The following is a 24493-nucleotide window of genomic DNA, read 5'->3' as shown; positions in this document are numbered from 1 at the left end:
CTACCTAAATGTAATATATTGCATCATGATTTTAATTTTTGTAGCTGATCATCAATCGCCACGATTAAATTATATTTTAGACGAGATATTGCACAAGAGGCTATCCATTAAGTATGCGCTTACTGACAATATTGATTATTTTAAGCACTCGCAGATGTCTAAAATAAACTATTCGGATACGCTGATGGAGGATTGTTTAAATATACCGGCAGCTATTTTATTATACGAAGAAAACATAAAAAAACAGACTATACAGGTAAAACAAAGCGACCATTACCAATATACTTTTTTTGATATTAACCTTGATGCCTCCAAATTTATAGATGCTCCCAAACAAATTATTCCTTTCGACATTTTTGCTGCCAGCTTCTATTTGCTGAGCCGCTATGAAGAATATATTTTAGAAACTTTTGATATACATAACCGCTTTAAAGCGGAACATAGCCTGGCTTACCAGAACAACTTTTTGCAAATACCTTTGGTTGATTACTGGGCTAACGAGTTAGGCAAAACCATTAACCATTATTTTAATCATATTCAATTCCAAAACAATACCTATAAAGCCATTCATACTTTTGATATTGACTTTGCCTATAAATACAAGGGTTTATCAACTACCCAGTTTTACAAAAAGGCTTTGGGCAATTTATTGCGTTTTGATTTTGCTGAATTGAAAACCCAGTTTTCGAAAGATAAGCCTGATGCTTATGATACCTATCAATTGATATATGATAGCATTACCCAATATAATTTTGAAACTATTTTTTTCTTTTTGGTAGCAATAAAAAATAGTGCTTACGATAAAAATTTATTGCCAACCAGTACTATTTATGAAAAGCTTATTCTCACCATCAATTCAAAATACAATATTGGTTTGCACCCTTCTTATTACGGAGGTTTAGGAGCCAATAGTATTACAGCCGAAAAACAAATTTTAGAGGATATTACCCATAAACCCATTGAGCAAAATCGTTTTCACTTTTTAAAATTTCGCTTACCTAAATCGTATACTTATTTACTTAATGCAGGTTTGCATAACGATTACTCAATGGCTTATTCTACCCATATTGGTTTTAGGGCAAGTACGTGCAAACCTTTTCATTTCTTTAACTTAACAGAAAACACAGCCACTTCCTTACAAGTATTTTCGCCTTGTATAATGGATGTAACATTGAAGAATTATTTACAGTTAAACCCCGCACAAGCACAGGAAAAAATAAACGATTTACAGGAACAGGTAAAAAGTGTAAATGGTATTTTTATGAGCATTTGGCACAACTCTAACCTGATAGATACGGAAGGATGGGCCGGATGGAAAAGCGTTTGGTTAAAAATGGTTAGTGCTTAATAAAGCATTAGCTCATTTTTTGTAATAAACCTTCAATCACTTTCGGAAAGTTAGCCATTTCTAGTTCATGTATTTTGTGTGCAATGCTATCAGGTGTATCATTATCGCTTAATGAAGCTTTAGCTTGGAAAATAGGTTCGCCTTCATCGTAGGCTTCGGTAACATAATGAATGGTAATACCCGTTTCTGTTTCGCCCGCATTTTTCACTGCTTCGTGCACATGCATACCATACATGCCTTTACCACCAAATTTTGGTAACAATGCCGGATGTATATTGATAATAGCATTGGGATAAGCCTTTACTAAATAACTTGGTATTAGCCATAAAAAACCTGCCAATACTATTAAGTCTGCTTGTTGTTCTTGAAGTAATGATAAAAAATATTGCTCGTCTTGAAAATTGGCTCTGGAAAAAACGTAACAGGGAATGTTAAATTTTTTCATACGCTCTATTACTCCTGCATTGGCATTATTGGTATAAACCGCTTTTACATTTACATTGTTATTGTCAGCAAAGTAAGCAGCTATATTTTCTGCATTACTACCGCTACCTGATGCAAATAGGATGATGTTTTTCAAGAGCTATAATTTTAAAATTCCAGTTCGGTTCTTAATACTCTTTCTAAAAACAAATTCGCATTGCCATTGCCATTAAGTAAATGGATAGGAAGACTTAAAAATAATAAAACGGGCTTATTGGTTTTTAATGAAATGCGTTTCGACATTATATTAGACTGGCCTGTCCATGGGTTTACCCCACTTGAACCTTGTGTAATTAACTGTGCACTATACATGGTATCGTAAGTGTTGGTTCCACTTGCTGTTAAAGGCGAAATAAACGGACGCGCATTGGATATAATAGCACTTGCTTTTAATACAGGCCATGTAATGTCTTTGGCTGTCATGAGTGCATCGACATTCATCCTTAAAACAGAACCATCAGTTGTATTAATGAGTTGCTGAATAGGTGTAAAACCAAAATAAGGAGAGGTACTTCCAAAATCGGAACCGAAGTTACACATCATAAACATGGTTCCTCCATTGTTAAAAAAAGCATCGGTTGATTGTTGTGCCAATGCTAAAGTATTTGCAGTAGCACCTTCATCGCTAATCCATATAATCCTGTTAAAAAAGTTAAACACCCTGCCTTGAGTTAATTCATCACACGACTGTTCGGTTAGTGATCTGTATGCTGTGCTGTAATCGTTCAACAACAAGGTATCAATTACCGGTGCAAATGAAGTAATACGAGAAGCTATAAAATTAAAAGGTAAATTACGGGAAGCTAAATATGCATTTACAAACAGTACTTTCGATTTTGGTTTTTTTATAATGATTGAGTCTTTGGCAAATACTGATTTTGAACCTGCTTTATCAATGGCTCTTACATAAAAGTAATTCCATACATCGTATTTTATGCCTGTTATTTTTGCATCCTGTGCCTTGGTTCTAGTTCCTGTATACACAAAACATTCGTTTGAAAATGTTGTATCAGCCACTATGGAAATATCGTTTACATTAGATGCCAGTAAATAAGGAACATTATTGGTATCGTTCAAATAAACTTCAAAACCGTTTATATCCTGCGAACCGTCAGCATCGGTAGCTGTCCAAAAAAACCTGACTGCCGGAAACGATTTAATAGGTTTTTTACCGGGAATACCTGAAGTAACAGTTACCGGGGCTGTATTTTTAACCGGATATAATAAAGAAGCGGGTGTTAAATCTTTTTGTCCTAAATTATCAATAGCTCTTACATAAATATCCAAATCGGCTGTATCGCTGCCAAAAGGAATAACCAATAAAATATTGCTATCTAAACTGGTTGTATAAGTCCAGGTATGCATGCTGTCAATAGATACTTCGTAACCAACTACATATCCATTTTGTGAGGTTCCCCACCAATATGCATCTACGCGGGTAGTTAACCTGTTTTCGCCACTGCGTTCTATTTTACTTACTGCCATGTATGTTTCAGGCAAAGGATTGTTATTAAAACTTCCTTCGTACCCTTTTTTACAAGCGTAAGCGGTTACTATTAATAATAGAAATAATATGTATTTAAAACAATTCATTTGTATCTTAAAATTGGGCATCAAACATACATAAATACAAGCAATTGAAATGGTATTTTGTTAAATTTAACTATTCCATAAACCAGCTTTTGGTTTAGCTCATTCCATCTTTTAGCTTTTCAGCATTTTCAGCAATTTGTAACTGGTCAATAAAATCTTGTATCTCTCCGTTTAACACATCGGGTAAGTTGTATTTGGTATAACCTATTCTATGGTCCGTTACCCTTGTTTGCGGATAATTGTATGTTCTTATTTTTGCTGATCTGTCTCCAGTAGAAACCATGGTTTTACGTTTACTGGCAATACCATCCAAATGTTTTTTAAGTTCCATTTCGTATAGTTTGGTTCTTAACATTTGCATGGCTCTTTCACGGTTTCCTTTTTGTGTACGCTCCACCTGGCAAACCACTACTATACCACTTGGTCTGTGTGTTAACATTACTTTCGATTCAATCTTGTTTACATTTTGTCCTCCAGCACCACCAGAGCGTGACGTTTGCATATCAATATCGGCCGGATTTAAATCAACATCCACATCTTCTGCTTCTGGCAATACAACTACCGAAGCGGCTGATGTGTGCACTCTACCCTGTGTTTCTGTATCGGGCACACGTTGTACACGGTGTACACCGCTTTCGTATTTTAAAATACCATATACATCTTCCCCACTTACCTCCATTACTATCTCTTTATAACCACCCGCTGAGCCTTCGGTAAAATCAAGTACTTCTGTTCTCCAACCACGGTTTTCGCAATAGCGCGAATACATTCTGAATAATTCTCCGGCAAATAATGAAGCCTCATCTCCACCTGTTCCTCCTCTTATTTCTACAGTGGCATTTTTAGCATCTTCCGGCTCTTTAGGAATCAATAAAATCCTGATTTCTTCTTCTATTGGTTGCACTCTTGGCTCTAACTCGTCTAATTCAGCTTTGGCCATTTCGCGCATATCAGCATCTTTTTCTGTTTTTAAAATGTCTTTTGCATTATCAATATTGGCCTTTAAGTTTTTATACTCATGGTATTTATCAATAATTGCAGTAAGACCTTTATATTCTCTATTTAAATGCGTGAATCTTTTCATATCGGCCAAAATATCCGGCTGACTAATCATTTCTTCTACATTTTTATATCGTTGAAAAATAGCTTCTAATTTATCTAACATGCTGTTAAGCTTTACAATTTGAGGCGCAAAGATAATTGCAGTGAGCTTTAAAACCTAATGAGCGTTTTAAATTAAAATATGGTGGGGTGTTTAAAACAAAAGTGGCCCGAAGGCCACTTTTCAAACAAACTAACAAATAAATTTATACTTACTAAACAAATTTACTGTTACTCCCTTAGACTACTATACCCATAGTATAGTTGCACGTGTATTAATTTAAGTGTGTCAAATTTTAATGACTATTAATTTACTGGTTTGATTTACTGATAGAAAAGGAAGAAAATAATTTTTAATTATTTTAATTTTTACAACCATAACTAAAAACAAAAGGTGACCCTACCGGATCACCTTTAAAACAAACTAACAAATAAATAAATTTCATTTTAAACAACTATGCTCTTAAACTATAAATAGTACATTACTCTATTATACTATTATTATTACAAGGCATTGGCTATAAAATATAAATAATCTTTTACTTATTATAGGTATGACAAAGTACTTAACACCAACCCCTATGTGCTTCCTTAAATTTTATTAATTTACTGATTATGATATATTTATTTTAAAACATGGCTACTTTTTTACCTTTTGAAATTAAATACCACTAAATAATAGCAAGCTTATATATTTGCCCAATTAAAATTACGTTATAGAAATGATTACACTATCAAACAAAACAGCACTTATTACTGGAGCAAGTCGTGGAATTGGAAAAGGTATAGCCATGCATTTAGCTAAACTGGGTGCTAACATTGCTTTTACTTATGCCAGCTCAGTTGAAAAGGCAATGGCTTTTGAAGCAGAATTAAATCAAATAAGTGGTATAAAAGCTAAAGGATACCAAAGTAATGCTGCTGATTTTGCTGCCAGTGAAACTTTGGTTGATGAAGTTATAAAAGAATTTGGTGCTATTGATATACTAATAAATAATGCTGGTATTACTCGCGATACTTTGTTGATGCGTATGAGTGAAGCGCAATGGGATGAAGTATTGGATACCAATTTAAAATCGGCATTTAATATGACTAAAGCCGCTACTAAATATATGATGAAAGCCAAACAAGGTTCTATCATCAATATATCTTCTATAGTTGGTATTACCGGAAATGCCGGTCAAGCCAATTATGCTGCTTCAAAAGCTGGTATGTTTGGTTTTACAAAATCGATAGCCAAAGAATTAGGTAGCCGTAATATTCGTTGCAATGCCATTGCTCCCGGTTTTATAGAAACGGAGATGACTGATGCTTTAACCCCTGAAGTAAAAGCCGAATGGGTTAAAAGTATTCCTTTAAAACGTGGTGGTTCAACGGAGGATGTAGCCAATTGCGTTGCTTTCTTATCAAGCGACTTATCAGCTTATATTACCGGACAAACTATTAATGTTTGTGGTGGTATGGTAATGTAATTAATTACTGATTATTAAGCATAAAAAAATTGAATTTAACTACTGAATTATCGCTTTGGTACTTACCTGTATGCGCAATTATTGCTGCTGGTTTATCGTGGTTTTTATATTATAAAAACCCATTAAACATTGGCAATAAATATGTGAGATGGGCTTTACATGCATTGCGTTTTTCCAGTATTTTCTTAATCAGCTTTTTGCTTTTAGGTATTCTAATTAAATCGAATAATAAAACAGTAAAAAAACCTGTCATTATTATAGCTGCCGACAATAGTCAATCTATTATTACCAACCAGTTTGGTGCGGCTTATAAAGCAAATCTACAAAGCAAATTAAATGCACTGGGTGCTGAGTTAAATGCTGACTATGAAATAAAGTATTACACGTTTGGCAATGAAACAAAACCTGACTTGGATTTAAGCTTTACCCAAAAGCAAAGCAATATGGAGCAGGTAGTTGCTGAAATTGAAAATACGTATAGCAACAAAAATTTGGGTGCTGTTGTATTGGCCAGCGATGGTATTTATAACAAAGGCAATAATCCGCTTGAGGCAGCTACTAATTTAAAAGTTCCTTTTTATACCATTGCCCTAGGCGATAGTAACCAACAATGCGATGCATTGATTAAAACGGTTCGCTACAACCAAATTGTATTTGCAGGTAATGAATTTGAAGTAGAAATTGATGTTTCGGCATTTGAGTTAAATAAAAAGAACAGTCTTATTGAAATCAGTAGCAATGGACAACGTTTGTTCAGTCAGAATTTTGCTATTGATAATAATGTATTCTTTAAAACAATAAAGGCTAAACTGCTTGCCAATAAAGAAGGGTCGCAACATTTTACGGTAAATATTACTCAGCAGAAAAACGAGATAAGCTATGCCAATAACCGATACGATTTTTTTGTAGATGTAATAAAAGCCAAGCAAAAAATAGTGATAGTTGGTTTAGCTCCTCATCCTGATTTAACGGCATTGAAGCAAGCCATTAACCAAAACCAAAATTACCAGGCTTATATATTATTGCATAACCAAATTACCAATGATATTTTTAATCAATGCGATATCATTATTGCCCATCAATTACCCGGTTGGCGTAATGAGGCTATGGCATTTGCAAAACAAATTATTGAACGTAAGTTTCCTTGCTTATTTGTATTGAGTAACAAAAGTAGTCTTCAATTACTTAACCAATTACAAAACAGTATAAAGGTAGGTGGCAATCCGGGTAATTCGGCTAATGCTATAGCCAGTTATAATAGTAACAATACTGCTATTTACTTTGATGATAACACAAGCAAACAAATAAATGACTTACCTCCTTTGCAAGTTGTTTACGGTAACTACACTTTGAGCAACCAAACTCAGACTGTATTTAAACAACAAATTGGTTATGTTACTACTGATGCTCCTTTGTTATGTATTGACAACAGCAATAACCTTGCTTTTTTAATGGGTGAAGGTTTCTGGAAATGGCGTTTGTTTGATTTTGAAAAAAACAACCAGCAACAAATAACCAATGATTTAATTTCTAAAATCATCCAAAGTATTGGTGTAAAAGCCGATAAGAGTTTGTTTAAAGTGAAGCCCATTAAACAAAAATTTGATGAAGGAGATGCCATTATTTTTGATGCAGAAATGTATAACCAAAGCTATGAGCTGCAAAATGGAGATGACATTAACTTAACCGTAAAAAATGCACAAGGCAAAGTGTTTAACTATACTTTCAGCAAAACTGAAAAAGCTTATACCGCTAATTTAGGGCAATTGCCAATTGGTTCTTATAGCTATGTAGCAACAGCCTCTACGCAAAAAAGCGGTAAGAGCGGAAATTTTATTGTACAGGCATTACAAACAGAACTTGCGCAAACAAGGGCCAATTACCAATTGCTGAATACCATTGCCAACGAAACGCATGGCGAAGCTTTTGATTACAATACATTAACCAATATTGCCAAGCAAATAAAATTGAATGAAAACATTCAATCTGTTATTTACAAAACCACAAAATTAGACGAACTCATTAACGATAAATGGTTGTTTTTTCTTATTCTTGTTATGCTCTCTTTGGAGTGGCTGATAAGAAAATGGAATGGTGTAATTTAATTTTAACAGTACAATGAAACACGAGGGCTATTCAAAACTAATTCACGTAATAGTTTTTACTACTTTCTTTTTACCTTTTTTTCAAAATGGTTGTGGGCCCAGTGCAGAAGAAAAAGTAAAAGCAGAAAACAAAAGACTGGCTGACTCTATTGCTAAAATTACCGCCATTCAAGATTCCATTGCATTACAAAAAAATGAACCTGTTGCTTCAGAGGAAATAGACTCCATCATTATTGACAGTAACATTGTTTCAAAATCTAATAATACTACAACAGAAAAAGAAAAGAGAATTTCAGTACAAGTAGCTGAACAGATTCCCCTCTTAAAACCATTTTTAAACCCTACTGAAGATATTTCAACTGGTGTTGGGACAATTATTGATAGTTTACCTTACTTCGCATTTGTCTGTACTTTCCTGTGCTTATTATTATTACTTATCAGTTTCGTTATTAAATTTATAGACAAAAAGGCTCTTAATACTATTATTTTTACCGAACTACTCTCTATTGTCGCCCTATATAATGCTGTACCTATAACTTTGTTTGGTGAAAATTTATGGGGCTATTGGTTTTGCTTTTATGCTATCATCGCATTGGTTGTTTTCGATATTTACGTGCGCATAAAAAATAAAAAGACCGAATAACAAGAGCATTTATTCCCTGTCCTTTTACTTCCTCTTAATAAAATCTCATTTACTGATTTTAGTCGTTAGTTTTATTTTGTATAAATCTTATTTTCGCAACGCAAAATTATAAAATACATGAAAACAGTCGATTCAATTAATTTTAATGGTAAAAAAGCGCTTATACGCGTTGATTTTAATGTGCCTTTAGACAAACAAACGCTTGCCGTTACGGACGATGCGCGCATACGTGCAACAGTGCCTACTATTAAAAAAATATTGGCTGATGGTGGTTCTTGTATTTTGATGAGCCATTTAGGTCGTCCGCTAAAAAAATTAAAAGACGATGGCAGTGTTGATTTTGAAAAACACTCGTTGAAACATGCATTAGCTACTGCTTCAAAATTATTTGGTGTTGAGGTTCAGTTTGCCAACGATTGTATTGGACAGGAAGCCATTGACAAAGCAGCAAACTTAAAAGCAGGTGAAATTTTATTATTAGAAAACTTACGTTTTTATAAAGAAGAAGAAAAAGGCGATGTAGCCTTTGCGGAGAAATTAAGCAAACTAGGCAATGTATATGTAAACGATGCATTTGGAACTGCACACCGTGCACATGCCAGTACTGCTGTTATTGCACAATTTTTCCCTAACGATAAATGCTTTGGTTATGTAATGGCAAACGAAGTAGCCAATGCAGAGAAAGTGATGAAAAATGCAGAACGTCCGTTTACTGCCATTACAGGTGGTGCTAAGGTTTCTGACAAATTATTAATCATTGAAAACTTAATCAATAGCGTTGACAATATCATTATTGGGGGTGGAATGGCTTATACTTTTTTAAAGGCGCAAGGTTATGAAATTGGTTCATCGCTTTGCGAAGATGACAGATTGGAACTTTGCTTAGACCTATTGAAAAAAGCAGAGGCAAAAGGGGTAAAATTATTATTACCTGCCGACTCTGTGGTAGCTGATAAATTTGGTAACGATGCCAACTTTAAAAATTGCAGTAACCATAAAATTGAAGCCGGTTGGATGGGATTAGATATTGGAACGGAAGCAAGCCAAACTTTTGCCGATGTAATTAAAAACTCGAAAACAGTTTTATGGAATGGCCCAATGGGTGTTTTTGAAATGAGCAATTTTGAAAATGGAACTAAAACTGTAGCCATTGCGGTAGTAGAAGCTACTAAAAATGGTGCATTTAGTTTAATTGGCGGTGGCGATAGCGCTGCTGCGGTAGCTAAATTTGGCTTTGAAGACCAAGTAAGTTATGTGAGTACGGGTGGCGGTGCTTTGTTAGAGTACTTTGAAGGAAAAGAATTACCGGGCATTGCAGCTATAAATAATTAATAATTGCCTCTGGCAGCTAGCTGCTGGCTCCTGGCAAGGAAATTAAGAAACATAAAAATTAAAAGTATAAAAATAACCAAAGGCTAGCTGCCAGCAGCCAGAGGCTAGAAGCAAAAATATGACATACAGAATAGAACACGATACCATGGGCGAGGTACAAGTACCTGCCGAAAAATATTGGGGAGCACAAACTGAACGTAGCCGCAATAACTTTAAAATAGGACCTGAAGCTAGTATGCCAAGGGAAATTATACATGCATTTGCTTACTTAAAAAAAGCTGCTGCACATGCCAATACTGATTTGGGTGTATTGCCTGCTGAAAAACGCGATTTGATTAGCAAAGTATGTGATGAAATCTTAACTGGTATGCACGATGGGGAGTTCCCGTTGGTAATTTGGCAAACCGGTAGCGGTACCCAAAGCAATATGAACTCGAACGAGGTAATTGCTAACCGTGCACACGTTATCAATGGTGGAAATTTATTAGACGAAAACAAAGTATTACATCCAAACGATGATGTAAATAAATCGCAATCGAGTAACGATACATTCCCAACTGCCATGCATATTGCTGCATACAAACAAACAGTTGAAATTACTTTACCTGGTTTAACTTTATTGCGCAATACTTTAGATAAAAAAGCAAAGGATTTTAAAAACATAGTTAAAACAGGTAGAACCCATTTTATGGATGCTACTCCATTAACCTTAGGTCAGGAATTCAGCGGTTATGTACAACAAATTGATAACTCTATCAGATGTATCAATAGTGCATTAACTATGATTTTAGAATTGGCTTTAGGTGGTACCGCTGTGGGAACTGGATTAAATGCTCCTAAAGGTTACGATGTATTGGTAGCTAAAAAAATTGCTGACTTTACCGGCTTTCCTTTTGTAACTGCTCCAAACAAATTTGAAGCATTAGCAGCTCACGATGCCATGGTTGAATTAAGTGGCGCCTTAAAACGTACAGCAGTTTCGTTAATGAAAATTGCCAACGATATTCGTATGTTATCATCAGGACCAAGAAGCGGTATTGGCGAAATTATTATTCCTGATAACGAACCAGGTTCATCTATTATGCCGGGTAAAGTAAACCCAACTCAGCCTGAAGCTATGACTATGGTTTGCGCACAGGTAATTGGTAACGATGTAGCAGTTACTGTGGGTGGCATGAACGGACATTTTGAATTGAATGTATTTAAACCTGTAATGGCAGCTAACGTATTACAAAGTGCCCGTTTAATTGGCGATGCTTGTGTATCATTCAACGACAAATGTGCTATAGGTATTGAAGCTAATAATGATATTATTCAACGTCATTTAGAAAACTCATTGATGTTGGTTACTGCTTTAAACCCACATATTGGTTACGAAAAAGCAGCTAAAATTGCTAAGAAAGCACATAAAGAAAACAAAACTTTACGCGAAGCAGCGGTAGAATTAGGTTACTTAACCAGCGAAGAATTTACCGCATGGGTTAAACCTGAAAACATGGTTGGTAATTTATAATCATCTATTTTTATAAAACAAAAACGCCACCTTTCTTTTGAAAGGTGGCGTTTTTTTATTGCTTACTTTTAAACTAAATAATTACTCTAACGTATCCCACCTTACCAGTTGCATATCATTTATACTATGCAGCATTTCGTCTATTTCATTAATGTCTTCATCTGCTTTATCCAATACTTTTAAAGTTATATCTATCACTACATTTTCATTGTTTATAAACTCTACATTGTAAGAGTTTACTTTTAAATTGTTTGTCTTTTCAATAATCTTAAACAAGTTAACCCTTACTACATCTTTTACTGCCAAGCTGCATTTAATAAGTAATCTATGACGACCACCACTTTGGTTGCCCTGACTTCTTTTCTCTATTCTGGCTTCAACCGGACGTAATACCAAATGTGATAAGATTACAAACAAAGTACCTATACCTGCCTCGTACCAAAAACCTAAACCTGCTAAACAACCTACTGCCCCGCTACACCAAATAGTAGCTGCCGTGTTTAAACCAGATACGCTAAAACCTTCTTTCATTATAGCACCGGCACCTAAAAAACCAATACCTGTTATTATTTGGGCAGCTATGCGTGCCTCGCTTGAGCTATCCATTATTTTAGCTCCTAACAAAATAAATAATGCGGAACCCAATGATACCAAAGCATTGGTTTTAACACCAGCCATTTTATGACGCCACTGACGCTCTAAACCAATAGCTGCTCCCAGCAACAAAGCCAGCAGCAAGCGAAGTTCAAATTGAGTAATTGTTACCATGTGGTAATATTACAAAATCTGTTTATTTTTTTATTGATTAAACATTTCCGTACAAATAATTTTAATGAAGCCAAGGCTTTTAACTTATTTTTGCCCCATGAGTTTTAATTTAATTCCTGATAACTTACAGCAATACTGCGATGATGCTACTTCAGATGAAAGCAGCGTTTTACAGCAGCTTAACAGGCATACACATGCCAATATATTACAGCCTCGTATGTTAAGCGGACATTTTCAAGGTCGTTTGCTAAGCATGATTAGTCATTTACTAAAACCGAAATATATTTTAGAAATAGGTACTTATACCGGTTATTCGGCTATTTGTCTGGCCGAAGGCTTACAGGAAAATGGTAAACTCGTTACCATTGATGTGAATCCGGAGCATGAGGATTTAGTTAATGATTATATAGAAAAATCGGGCAACAAAGGAAAAATACAACATATTATTGGCGATGCTTACCAGATTATACGCACCTTAAACCATGCATTTGATTTGGTTTTTATTGATGCTGACAAACCTAATTACCCTAAATATTACGAATTGGTATTAAATATAATTCCTTCGGGTGCTTTTATATTAATTGACAATGTGCTTTGGAGCGGAAAGGTTTTGGATGCAAACCACATAGAAAAAGATCGTGACACCAAAATTTTACACGACTTAAACCAGCATATTACCAACGACACCCGGGTGGAGAATATATTATTGCCTTTAAGGGACGGGCTTATGCTGGTTCGTAAAAAATAAACCGACACGCCCTCCAACTTTATTCATTTTCATCATTTTATCTTTAAAACAAGCTATAAATAGCTATTTTACAATTGGGTGCTTATATTCGCAACCTTTATAAAGTTATGGGTATTCGTCAGGAAAAATTTGCAGGCATTATACAACAGTATTTGGCTGATATATTTTTAAAAGAAGCAGGTTCTTTTAACAACGCTTTTATTACAATTAGCCGAGTGGAAATGTCGCCTGACTTGGGCTATGCTAAAGTATATCTTAGCTTTTTAAATACTACCAATAAAACAGAGTTACTCGACTTAATTAACCTTAACAATAAAGAAATTCGCAAACGCCTTGCAGCCAAAATAAAAAATCAGGCTCGTATTGTACCTGAATTGAGTTTTTTCATTGATGAAAGTTTGGATTATGTTTTCCATATGGAAAATATATTGAAAAAGGTAAAAGACGAAGACGACAAAAAAGGAAAATAATAATAGCAATCTCAACAGTATAAAAAATAATGAATTACGATCCAATAAAGAAAGATTTAGGCATAGTATTTAATAAGTATACCATTTTACGTAAATTCTTTTACAGCTTGCTCGATTTACTTTTGTTGCGCAGTTGGCATATACACCGTGAATTAAAAACATGGATTAATAAAAACCCGAAAGCATTGATTTGTGATGCGGGCTCGGGCTTTGGTCAGTACAGTTATTTTTTAGCTAAACATAAAAACCAATACACCATAGATTCATTGGATGTAATGGAAAAACAAATTGCTGATTGCAATGAATTTTTTGGTAAAGTAGGTTTAACCAATGCTAAATTTCAGTTTGCTGATTTAACCAAACCTTTTGCTACCAATAAATATGATTTGGTTTTATGTGTAGATGTAATGGAACATATTTTAGAAGATGTTGATGTATTTACCAATTACTACCAAGCCATGAAACCGGGCGCTATGTTATTAATTTCAACCCCTAGCGACCAAGGCGGAAGTGATGTACACGAAGAAACAGGCGAAAGCTTTATAGGCGAGCATGTACGCGATGGATACCCGGTAGCTGAAATGGAAGAAAAATTAATGAAAGCAGGTTTCAGTAAAGATAAAATTGAAATATTATACAGCTACGGAGCTCCCGGTAAAATAGCATGGAAACTAAGTATGAAATACCCAATGTCTATGTTAAATACCAGTAAAGCATTCTTTATTATATTACCTTTTTATTATATTATTACTTTTCCTATCAGCTTTATTTTAAATTACCTTGATACCAATAGTACCCACAAAACGGGTACCGGTTTAATTGTAAAAGCTTGGAAATAAAATCACTTATTACTATATGAAAAAGCATACCTTTTAAGTATGCTTTTTTTATGCGCTTTTATCAATACATTGAGCGAACATTTTTATGTAAATAATATGCAAATAACTGAACTGCCTTTTAACAAACTGATTAATCTTGAACTGTCAGACAAGGAAGATTACTTACTGAAACTATCAGCCAACCAAGCTTACACCAACCACTTAAACACGGTGCATGCTGCAGCATTATTTGCTTTAGCCGAAGCCACCAGCGGGCAGTTCCTGTTAATTCATTTTCCTGCTTATGGAAACAATTTAATACCTGTTGTTAGAAAAGTAACTGTTAAATATAAAAAACCGGCTACAGGCGCTATTTACTCCAAAGCTAATCTGGTTGATATAAATGTAGCTGATATCAGCACACAACTAGCCACTAAAAAACGTGTTTCATTTACACTGCACGTTGAGTTATTTGACACCCATAACACGCTTGTTTTTGACGGCCATTTTGAATGGTTTGTAAGCGTATTGGAGCAATAAACACTTATTATATTCTCATACAGGTTTTTTGGGTTACAATGGTATCTATCCATTGTTGTTGCTTAATGTTATCAAAATATTTAGCAGGTGTTTCCAACTTACAGAAACGTATATTTTTCTCTTTGCAATGATTGGCTATTTGCACTATTTGTGCTTTTGCATTGGTTATGCCCACAAATGTTTTTCGTGTAAAATACACGGCTTTTAAATGACTTAATTGATTGATTAATGAAATTATGTCTTTCCACTCATGAGCATGTTGATCTATAAAAACATCATCTAAATTATTTTCTTCTCCTTCGGGTACTTCCAGACTCTCAATAATATCGGCAAAATCAACTTTATGGGTTTTCATAAACGATTGTTTCTGGCTTAAAGGAGCTTCTTTTAAACTTGGTAAACCCCAGCAAACAGGCAGTAAATGCCATAAATAATTACGGGGTTTTCCAAAAAAGAAATCTGCACCATCTTTCACATTGTGGCTGAAAGTACCTAAAATAAGTATTTCAGTATTTGGGTTAATCTCGTATGATTTGAATTTATTATAAACTATGGACATCAGTGTTATTTGTTAAAAAAGCAGACTACTCCAAACTGGTTTTGGAGTAGTCTGCTTACTTGTATTACTGTTTGATTTTAATTTTTTACTACTTTATAAATATTGGTTTCTCCATTGGTAACTACAAGCACATTATACATACCTGTAGTTAAGTTAGCTAAATTATCAAGGTTAATAAATTGTATATCTACCGGTGAAGATACAGTACGTTCTGACACAATGCGTCCGTTTATATCAGTAATTTTCACCTGCACATGGGTAACTGTTTTATTGCCGTTGAATGTAATTTTAAGTGCATTGTCAAAAGGATTTGGTGTAATGGTTTCTAATGTATGATTGCCTTTATTCAAATTGATAACAACAATAGTTGAGTAAGTAAATGTGCCATCCATATCTACTTGTTTTAACCTGTAATACAAAGTTGGTTGGGCTAATGCAATAGCATCTATATCGGTAAAATTATAGGTGTTTATACGACTACTGGTGCCTGCTCCCTTAACAGTACCAATGGCTGTAAAGTTTACATTATCAAATGACCGCTCTACTGTAAAATGATCGTTGTTTATTTCACTGGCTGTTGCCCAAGTAAGTAATACTTTGTTGCCATTTTCTTCTCCTTTAAAGCTAATTAACTCAACAGGAAAAGCAAGGTTAGCAATACTGAATGGAGAGAATGCGGTAATACCTGAAAGGGTTTGCGTATAAGGATTTGAACCTATTGCTGCTGAAGGAGGATTACCCACCCAAAAAGTTCCGTTGTAACGAGATACAAAGCAGGCAAAACGAGTAAAACCCGGCAACTCATCTATTGTATTCCACTGCAAAGTTACGGTTGCATTGCTTCCTCCCGCTGTTCCTTCGTTTATAATCCACGTTCGGTCTACTACATTACCAGGTAACTTATTACCAACCGATGACGAGCCTGAATAGTTAGCTGTTACACTATCAAATAAACGTAAAGTAAAGTTATCGGTTGTTCCTGCATTAAGCAATTTAACAGGATTGAATGTAGCATTTCCTATGGGTATAATTACATTGCCTGTTTTACCTGTACCACCTACCCCGTTAACTATAACTGAACCAAAACCATTGGTTTTAATAAAGCTGTTTGCACTTCCAGCACCCGCATAAGAGTTTGTACCCAATGTTAAATTATTAGCATCTAAATAAAGTATACCATTGGTCAACAATAATGAATCGCTTAACGTAACTGACCCACCTAATATAGCTCCCGCAGTATTGTTTATTTGCAACTTGGCATAATTACCTGCGGGTATTATTTGTTGTGAGCTTCCATTGAAATTTATCTTAGTACCATTAGCACTGGTAAAAAGTCCATTATTGATAAACGAATCCAATAAATTTAATTGTGCGTTTGCTCCAAGTAAAGTAAGGCTTGCACCACTATTTATATTTAATTTATTTACTGTTACAGGTACACTTATAATTGGATAATTAAATGAAAGTGCGGGAATGGTTACATTGCTATTGTTACAAGGCACAACACCATTTGACCAATTATCAGGGTCAGCCCAGTCAGTACTCATAGAGCCATTCCACGTTGAATTTAAATTAATGTCTACTTTAATGGCTGCAGAAGTATCAGCAGCACAGGCACCTGATATTACTTTTCTTCTAAACCACATGGCTTGCGTTAATGCTGCCGGTGAATAGTTTTGTGTATTTACTGTTCCTGATGCTACGGCAAATCCGGTAGTAGCACTTGTTGTTGAACTTAACCATGAATAGGTATAAGTAGTGCCACTACCTCCTGTTGGTGTTGAAGCTGTTATGGTTGTTGGTGATGAGCCTGAACAAATAATTTGTGGCAATGAAGTAATACTGTTGTTTGCAACAGGTGCGGTAACGTTAACAGTAATCAATGCTCTTGCACTGATACAACCTGTTATAGCATTGCTATCAGCTACATAATAAAGTGTAGTGCCCGCTGATGTGGTAACGGGTGTTGGCGCAGTATTACTACCCGCTCCACCTGAAGAACTCGTAAACCATAACAAGGTGTTAACTCCTGTTGCGGTAAGTGCTGTTGCTGTTGCATTCTGGCAATAAGTTACAGTTGAAGTAACTACCGGAGGTAAAGGTTTTACATTGATGGTTACAGTGAGTGTATCGTTTGTATTTACTTCAGTAGTAGTACCGGCCCATAACTTAAAGGTATAAGTACCGGGAGTGTTCATGTTATAATTGGTTACAGGGTTAACAGTTATTGAATCGCCTGAAGCAAGTGTTCCGGTACTGATTACAGTAGCAGGTAAAGTGCTAGTAACATTTAACGGGTTTGTTACACTTACCCGCACACTTAAGTTATTGCTTGCAAAATTCTGTGCCAGTAAACCTACATTCATTACCCTTAATGAAATTGGTTGGTTACTCACAGTATCAAGACATCCTGTTAAAGGTGATAAAAGCTGTGTTACACTCAGGTCGTTTGCAAGCTCCAAACGTGGCTCTATCATAAAGCGGTATGGACTGTTTGTTACACTAAAATCGCTCCATGTACTACTACCTGTGGGTGAAGTATAGTAAAAGGTTTTATCGCGAATGGGGTTTTCATTCTGAAATCCGAAATTGGCATTGGTGGCATTAAACTGTATAACACCTACATAAAAGCTTCCTGAAATAGCCAGCTTAGGATTAACCGGAATGGTATTTAAACCTGTTACTGAAGTAAAACTTGCCGACTGCCACAACAAGATTCCAGGGGTTCCTGTAGCTGAAGTATCCCATATACCAATTTTTACTGACTGACCGCCTCCAAAAAAGTTCACTCCTATCTGGTTTATTTTGTTAGTGCCTGTATATTTAAATTTAGCTACAAAATCGCCTGTGCCTCCATTAAAACCTGCGCCTCCTAATGAAGGTAAAGTAGGGTCGGCATAGTTATAAGAATTGAGGTTAACGGTTTGGTTAAATGTTTTTGAATTATTGCTGCTCACACTATCGGTGGGCACGCTTACAGTAAGTATATTATTACCTGTATTGGCAGGACTAAAACCTGCAAAGTCAACGTATTTGGAGTTACCTCCAGGTAAAAGTGTATCTATATAACTGGTGGTGGTAAATGTATTGGCACCTGTAATGTTTAAAGTAATTGGCCAAGTAAACAAGGTGTCTTTTCCTTTATTGGTTATTCTTGTTCTTACTATATGCGGGTTGGCATAAGGAATAGGTAGTTTACCCAAACTGTACAATTCATCAACCGAAGCATCAATCTTTTTAGGAACAACACCTAATATTACCTGTGCACGAAAATTGCTGTTCAAATTAAGTGTGGCAGGTAATGAAGCACCCTGTGCATTCCACTGCCCGCCTGTAATATCTGTATTGCAGTTATAAAGGGCACCTGTAGAAGTGGTAGAAGGAGTCCACTCGTAAGCAACATATATACCTGCACCTGTATAAACAAATGGAGTGCTTAGTGTTACTGAATAAACCGTGGCCGAAGCAGGAATAGTCATAGACCCGTTATATACCAATGTCGTGGCAGTTGGTGTGGTAAGCAAGGTAGCCCAAGTTGTGCTTCTGTTATAAGTTACATCGGTAGTATTTACCAAATATATTTTCATGTTTCCTGTAACGCTTCCTCCTGCGGTAAGAATGCTCCAACCTACTTTGCCTATGGTATCACCGGAAGAAAGATAAGGCGTTAACTCAGCAGCTTTGTAAATAGCATTGCTCCTGTGGAATAATGATGAAGTAATAGGGCCGCGTCCGTTGTTTGAATTTCCGTTGGCAATAGCCGGAATTGCAAAGGTGTTATACTGAGCAACTGATCGTACGGTGCAGGTAAGCAATAAAGCAAAAAGAAACAAAGCATGTAAATATTTTACACCTGATAAAAGCATGTAATTTTTTCTCATAATTATATGGCATTGATTGATGCATATATAGCGCAAAATTTCCTAAAATAATTAACATAAACTGCGCTGTTGAATGACCTGACAACTATTTAAACCACATAAAATTTCAGGTTTTTATCAATGCTTATTTCTTAGCTCTTTCTATAAAATCTTCAGACGTTTTTCCATCATAACGATAAAGTCCCTGATCTCTTGTACCAAACCAAATATTCCCTGTTTTATCTTCTACCATGGTCCATATCCTATTGTTCTTTAAAGCTTCAGTTGAAAAGGAAATAAAGTTTTTTCCATTGTAAATAATTACACAACCTCCTTTGGTTTCCATATTACCTACACTGCCTATCCAAATATTTCCTTTGCTGTCTTCCAGCAAAGCATTTGCACCTCTATCGCAAAAGCCATCTTTTTGGGTAAAATGTTCAACTCCCTTTCCATTGTAAAAGCAAACACCATTGTCTCTGGTAGCCATCCAAATATTTCCTTGCCGGTTTTCAATCATATAAAAAATATGGCCTGTGGTATGGCTTTTAAATGTTTTTCTATCAAAACTAAATACCGCGTTACAGCCTTTACCTAAAGCACTGAACCAAATATTTCCCATGTTGTCTTCCATAATATATTGTACCATATTATGAGGAATAGTGTCATTGTTTTTTAGGCTATCGCTCGGTACTTCATGCCATGTATTATCTATATTTATAAAATGGGTAAATGTTTTTCCATCAAAACGGCATAAACCTTTCTGCTCGGTACCAAACCACATATTGCCTACCCTATCCTGCATAATGCAATAAACTGTTTTTGTAACCCGAAGGCCTTTATGGAGTTCATCACCAAAATGTAAGGAGGTAGCAAAAAATATATTGTTTTCCAATGGAAATGGAACAAAGCCATCACCTATATTGCGAAAGACGCCTTTGTCTGTTCCTGCCCAAATGGTTCCATTCTTATCTTCTAACAGACTAAATACGGCTGCATTGGGCAGACCATCTTTTTCGTCAAAATGGGTAAACAGCTTTCCATCGTACCGGTAGATGCCAAAACCGGTAGTGCCAAACCAAAGGTTACCTGCTTTATCTTTCATAGAGCAACGAAAGCTAGCATAAGGGTTTGCTCCGGCAGGTATAACAATCTTGGGCTTTCCCACTTTTATTATTTTTGGTTCGCTTACTACTCTGTTTTTGGGCAGGTTTTGTCCATTACAGACAGTAGTAAAAATATATAACAACAATAGTAATTGGCTAGGTTTCATAATAGATTTAAAATTGATGTAACAAACCTAACGCTTATGGAAAAAACATTTTGTTAGCAAGTAGTTATTAGGGTGTTATTGACTTGTTAAAACAAGCCATACACTGCAAAAAATAATTACTTTTGAAACACTTACATGAAACTAAACCGAACCTATTTATTTATAGCCATTTCTTCTGTTGCCTTACTCATAGTGCTCATTATTCAGGTGAACTGGATATTGCAAAGTGCCAAAATAAAAGAGGAGTTATTTAATGAAAAAGCCAATATGGTGCTTTCAAAAACAGCTGATGCACTCCTTGCTGATAAAGAAACTTACAGGAACTTAGCGGCTGCTAATATGGTGCTTTCAAAAAAAGTAAATGCACTCCATGCTACTGATAAAACAACTTATAAAAATTTACCCTCACAGGTAAGTGAAGAGGATACACATACTATAGATTCTTTGTTTAATCATTTCATGAAAGTGTATAATATCCGTATTGATTATTTTTTTGAGATAAAAACGGCTCCGGTTAAAATAAACAACCAGATAGCATGGGCAAATTCAGGCCAAAAGCAAGGTGTAACCAGCACTAAAAAAGAAAACAGTTTCAATCAAACGGACTCTTACCAAACCTGTATTGGCGATGGTGATGATAAAAATAACCTGGAACTTAAATTGGTATTTCCGGATAAGGAACAATTTATTATTGCGGAGATGGGTATACCATTTATTACATCGGTGGTATTGATACTGGTTGTGTTGGTTATGTCATGGCGAACTATACTCTCCCTGTTAAAAGAAAAAAGAATATCAGAACATACAACAGACTTTTTAAACAACATGACGCATGAGTTTAAAACGCCTTTAACCAATATAGCTTTAGCAGGTAAAATGATGGTGAAGGATTCAAATATTAAAGAGGAAAACAGAATAAAACATTACTCTGGAATTATACTGGAAGAAAATGAAAAACTACGCCATCAGGTAGAACAGGTATTAAGCATGACGGCTTTGGAAAGAGGTGAGATTCCATTGCAAAAAACGGAGCTGGATTTCCATCAGCTTATTCACGATGCCATCAAATGTATCAGCGTACAAATTGAAAACACGCAAGGACACTTAACACTCAGTTTAGATGCTACACAGTTTGTAATAACGGGCGATAAACAACATTTAACCAATGCCCTTTGTAACCTTATTGACAACGCTATTAAATACGCTAAAGGCAAACCTGAATTATACATACACACCTTTAATAAAGGACCTTACTTAATACTGACAGTGGCTGATGGTGGTATTGGTATAGCCAAGGCATACCAGAAAAAAGTATTCGATAAATTTTTCAGGGTACCGACAGGCAATGTACATGATGTAAAAGGATTTGGCCTTGGCCTGGCTTATATAAAAGCCATTGTGGAACTACATGCAGGCACTATTGAATTACAAAGCAATCCTGATGATAACCGCGAAGGAAAGAAAACTATTTTCACCATTACATTAAGCAACCATGGCTAAAGAAAAACTAAAAATACTGGTAGCGGAAGACGACCCTAATTTAGGTTTGCTTTTGGTTGATTACTTGCATACGGAAGGTTTTGAAGTTACGCTTTGTAAAGATGGAGAGTTGGCTTTAAAAGCCTTTCAGGAAAACATGTTTGATATGTGTTTGCTGGATGTAATGATGCCTAAACTGGATGGTTTTTCATTGGCTAAAAAAATAAGAAAAAAGGACAAAGCAGTACCCGTTATTTTTATCACAGCCAAATCCTTAAAAGAAGATAAACTAAAAGGATATGATTTGGGTGCGGATGATTATATAACCAAACCATTTGATGAAGAGGAATTGTTATGGAAAATAAAAGCCGTTATCAGACGAATTCCGGACAATAAAAACAAGCCCGATAACGGAATAATTGCAATAGGCAAATACACTTTGGACTTCGACAACCAATCGTTAACTTTTGATAGTAATAGCAAACGCATTACGGAGAAAGAAAGTGAGATACTTAAATACCTGTCGAATCACCGAAACCGTATTATAAAACGCGAAGAATTACTAGAGGAAATATGGGGCAAGAATGATTATTTTTTAGGCAGAAGTTTGGATGTATTCATTACCAAAATACGCAAATACTTAAAAGATGATACAGACCTGAGTATAGAAAATGTTTTTGGTGTCGGGTTTATTTTAAATGTAGCATCAACAAGTGAAGTAAGCAGCTCAATTTTATAACAAACAACCTTATGTCACATCATTTTTATTGGTGAAATTTTTCCCTTATTTTATATTCTTCCACATCAACCAGTGCCTGGTATTTTCGAACCAACTCTTCATCAAACTCTGCTTTATGGTTGATAGCATCCAGCACGTTACGTTGGTGTTCCAATAAACCCAAATAAATTTCCTTGTACTCATTTCTCAGCTGCTTGTGTGCATTTTCCGACTCATCAATTTCACGACTAAAAAAGTCGAGCTCTATTTTAAGGCGGGCTTTTAAGTTTGTTAAATGGTCGTTCTCCCCACTGCCATTACCTGTGTTTTCTTCTAAGTATAGAAGCGAGTGATGTGATATTTTTTTCTGAATGATTTTTTCTTGCTCATGTTCCGGCACACTGGAAGCAGAAGGTGTAATATTTAGTTTCCTTACCAACCAAGGAAGTGTAAGGCCTTGCAAAACCAATGTGACCATAATAACAATAAACGTAATAAATATAATGAGACTACGATATGGAAAAGCCTGGTTATTCTGTGCAAGCAACGGAATAGACAATGCAGCAGCTAAAGAAACAACACCTCGCATACCTGCCCAACCTAAAACCAGTGGCGACTTCCATCCGGGATTAGCATCGGCTACCGTAATAAAGTTACTCATAAACATGGTAAATGCAGAAGCACCCAACGCACAAATGAGTCGGGTTACGATAAGTATAGCAGATATAACAACACCATACCAGGTAGCAGTTGCCAAACTAATATCGCCCAACTGATTGATAACTGATTTCAGTTGCAAGCCTATCAATAAAAAGATTAAACCGTTCATGATAAAAACACTGCTTGTCCAAACATTTACACTTTGAATACGGCTTACATAGCTCAACATGCTTTGGCGTTTGCTCGATAAAAACAAGCCACCACTCACTACCGCTAACACACCTGAAAAATGAAAATACTCTGCAGCATAATACATGCAATAAGGTGTTACAAAAGTCAATACAATTTCAATACTTGGTGTTACAGGTAACCAACGATGGATAGCATAAAATACAAAGCCTACTGCCAATCCGATTAATATACCCAATACAACTACCAGCAGAAAACTACCCGCTGCTTGTTGAAAATAAAACTGCCCTGTAATAACTGCTGCCAATGCAAAACGAAAAACAATCAATGAGGAAGCATCGTTCAACAAGCTCTCCCCTTCTGCAATACTCACCAACGACTTAGGCACTTTTACCTGACGCATAATAGTAGTGGCCGAAATAGCATCAGGTGGAGAAATAATACCACCCAACAAAAAACCCAAAGCCCATGTAAAGCCGGGGATAAGCGCAGTAGATACAAATGCAATAACACCTGAGGTAAGAATAACAATAGGGAAAGCAAAGCTCGTAATAACCCGCCTCCATTTCCAAAACTCCTTCCACGATATTTGCCAGGCTGCTTCATACAAAAGCGGTGGAAGAAAAATAAAAAATATCAATTCAGGGTTAATGGTAATAGATGAAAAATCAGAAAAAAGGCTCAAACCCAGTCCTCCGATAACCAACACAATGGGATAAGCCAAACGCAATTTGTTAGCCAGCATCACCAGCCCGAGAATCATTAATATAAGAAATACATATTCTATAAAAGTACTTTGCATCATATCGCAAAATAGTAAA

At 35.6% G+C, this 24493-nt stretch carries 20 protein-coding genes; 12 read left to right on the top strand and 8 right to left on the bottom strand.

What is annotated here, in order from left to right; genetic code table 11:
* Positions 1–25: 25 nt before the first annotated feature.
* Entirely contained in the window at positions 26–1348 is a 1323-nt protein-coding gene (locus tag V4538_03540; GenBank protein ID MES2380087.1) for a polysaccharide deacetylase family protein, read from the top strand.
* A gap of 7 nt (positions 1349–1355) precedes the next feature.
* Here V4538_03540 and V4538_03535 read toward each other — a convergent pair whose 3' ends face one another.
* The 3 genes from V4538_03535 to prfA all read right to left on the bottom strand — a co-directional run bounded on the left by V4538_03535 (position 1356) and on the right by prfA (position 4589).
* Positions 1356–1928, bottom strand: coding sequence for a phosphoribosylglycinamide formyltransferase (locus V4538_03535; protein ID MES2380086.1), 573 nt, complete (start codon positions 1926–1928; stop codon positions 1356–1358).
* A gap of 11 nt (positions 1929–1939) precedes the next feature.
* Positions 1940–3424 (bottom strand): hypothetical protein, encoded by a 1485-nt coding sequence (locus tag V4538_03530; GenBank protein MES2380085.1) that lies wholly within the window; start codon positions 3422–3424, stop codon positions 1940–1942.
* 94 nt (positions 3425–3518) lie between these two features.
* Positions 3519–4589, bottom strand: a complete 1071-nt coding sequence (prfA, locus tag V4538_03525; GenBank protein MES2380084.1) for a peptide chain release factor 1 — start codon at positions 4587–4589, stop codon at positions 3519–3521.
* Between the two features lie 658 nt (positions 4590–5247).
* On the opposite strand from prfA, the gene fabG reads away from it, so the two are divergent.
* The 5 genes from fabG (at position 5248) to fumC (ending at position 11590) form a co-directional block, all read left to right on the top strand.
* Positions 5248–5997, top strand: a complete 750-nt coding sequence (fabG, locus tag V4538_03520) for a 3-oxoacyl-[acyl-carrier-protein] reductase (GenBank protein MES2380083.1) — start codon at positions 5248–5250, stop codon at positions 5995–5997.
* 29 nt (positions 5998–6026) lie between these two features.
* Positions 6027–8102, top strand: a complete 2076-nt coding sequence (locus tag V4538_03515) for a hypothetical protein (GenBank protein ID MES2380082.1) — start codon at positions 6027–6029, stop codon at positions 8100–8102.
* 13 nt (positions 8103–8115) lie between these two features.
* A complete protein-coding gene (locus V4538_03510) occupies positions 8116–8745 on the top strand; it encodes a hypothetical protein (protein MES2380081.1) in 630 nt (209 codons plus the stop codon).
* Positions 8746–8862: 117 nt separating this feature from the next.
* A complete protein-coding gene (locus tag V4538_03505) occupies positions 8863–10077 on the top strand; it encodes a phosphoglycerate kinase (protein ID MES2380080.1) in 1215 nt (404 codons plus the stop codon).
* A 118-nt stretch (positions 10078–10195) separates the two neighbouring features.
* Positions 10196–11590, top strand: coding sequence for a class II fumarate hydratase (gene fumC / locus V4538_03500; protein MES2380079.1), 1395 nt, complete (start codon positions 10196–10198; stop codon positions 11588–11590).
* 81 nt (positions 11591–11671) lie between these two features.
* Here fumC and V4538_03495 read toward each other — a convergent pair whose 3' ends face one another.
* Entirely contained in the window at positions 11672–12358 is a 687-nt protein-coding gene (locus V4538_03495; GenBank protein ID MES2380078.1) for an MgtC/SapB family protein, read from the bottom strand.
* Positions 12359–12455: 97 nt separating this feature from the next.
* On the opposite strand from V4538_03495, the gene V4538_03490 reads away from it, so the two are divergent.
* The 4 genes from V4538_03490 (at position 12456) to V4538_03475 (ending at position 14934) form a co-directional block, all read left to right on the top strand.
* A complete protein-coding gene (locus tag V4538_03490) occupies positions 12456–13106 on the top strand; it encodes an O-methyltransferase (protein ID MES2380077.1) in 651 nt (216 codons plus the stop codon).
* A gap of 107 nt (positions 13107–13213) precedes the next feature.
* Positions 13214–13576 (top strand): 30S ribosome-binding factor RbfA, encoded by a 363-nt coding sequence (rbfA, locus tag V4538_03485; GenBank protein MES2380076.1) that lies wholly within the window; start codon positions 13214–13216, stop codon positions 13574–13576.
* Between the two features lie 29 nt (positions 13577–13605).
* On the top strand, positions 13606–14415 hold the full coding sequence (locus V4538_03480) for a class I SAM-dependent methyltransferase (protein MES2380075.1): 810 nt from the start codon (positions 13606–13608) through the stop codon (positions 14413–14415).
* A gap of 96 nt (positions 14416–14511) precedes the next feature.
* Positions 14512–14934: a YiiD C-terminal domain-containing protein gene (locus V4538_03475; GenBank protein ID MES2380074.1), complete on the top strand. Its 423-nt coding sequence runs from the start codon at positions 14512–14514 to the stop codon at positions 14932–14934.
* A 7-nt stretch (positions 14935–14941) separates the two neighbouring features.
* Here V4538_03475 and V4538_03470 read toward each other — a convergent pair whose 3' ends face one another.
* The 3 genes from V4538_03470 to V4538_03460 form a co-directional block, all read right to left on the bottom strand.
* Complete coding sequence (locus tag V4538_03470) at positions 14942–15493, bottom strand: hypothetical protein (GenBank protein ID MES2380073.1); 552 nt, start codon at positions 15491–15493, stop codon at positions 14942–14944.
* 77 nt (positions 15494–15570) lie between these two features.
* A complete protein-coding gene (locus tag V4538_03465) occupies positions 15571–19374 on the bottom strand; it encodes a T9SS type A sorting domain-containing protein (GenBank protein ID MES2380072.1) in 3804 nt (1267 codons plus the stop codon).
* A gap of 124 nt (positions 19375–19498) precedes the next feature.
* Positions 19499–20626, bottom strand: coding sequence for a two-component regulator propeller domain-containing protein (locus V4538_03460; GenBank protein ID MES2380071.1), 1128 nt, complete (start codon positions 20624–20626; stop codon positions 19499–19501).
* Between the two features lie 135 nt (positions 20627–20761).
* Here V4538_03460 and V4538_03455 point away from each other — a divergent pair, with 135 nt between their 5' ends.
* Together V4538_03455 and V4538_03450 are read left to right on the top strand one after the other, a co-directional pair.
* Positions 20762–22126, top strand: coding sequence for a HAMP domain-containing sensor histidine kinase (locus tag V4538_03455; protein ID MES2380070.1), 1365 nt, complete (start codon positions 20762–20764; stop codon positions 22124–22126).
* A complete protein-coding gene (locus V4538_03450) occupies positions 22119–22844 on the top strand; it encodes a response regulator transcription factor (protein MES2380069.1) in 726 nt (241 codons plus the stop codon). Before V4538_03455 ends, V4538_03450 begins: the two co-directional genes overlap by 8 nt.
* A gap of 25 nt (positions 22845–22869) precedes the next feature.
* On the opposite strand, the gene V4538_03445 is transcribed toward V4538_03450, so the two are convergent.
* Entirely contained in the window at positions 22870–24474 is a 1605-nt protein-coding gene (locus V4538_03445) for a Na+/H+ antiporter (GenBank protein MES2380068.1), read from the bottom strand.
* Positions 24475–24493: the final 19 nt, after the last annotated feature.

The sequence above is a fragment of the Bacteroidota bacterium genome (assembly GCA_040388375.1).
Taxonomy (GTDB): Bacteria; Bacteroidota; Bacteroidia; order UKL13-3; family UKL13-3; genus JAAFJM01.
The sequence above is the reverse complement of the archived record's forward strand: the minus strand, read 5'-3'. Positions and strand labels throughout refer to the sequence as shown.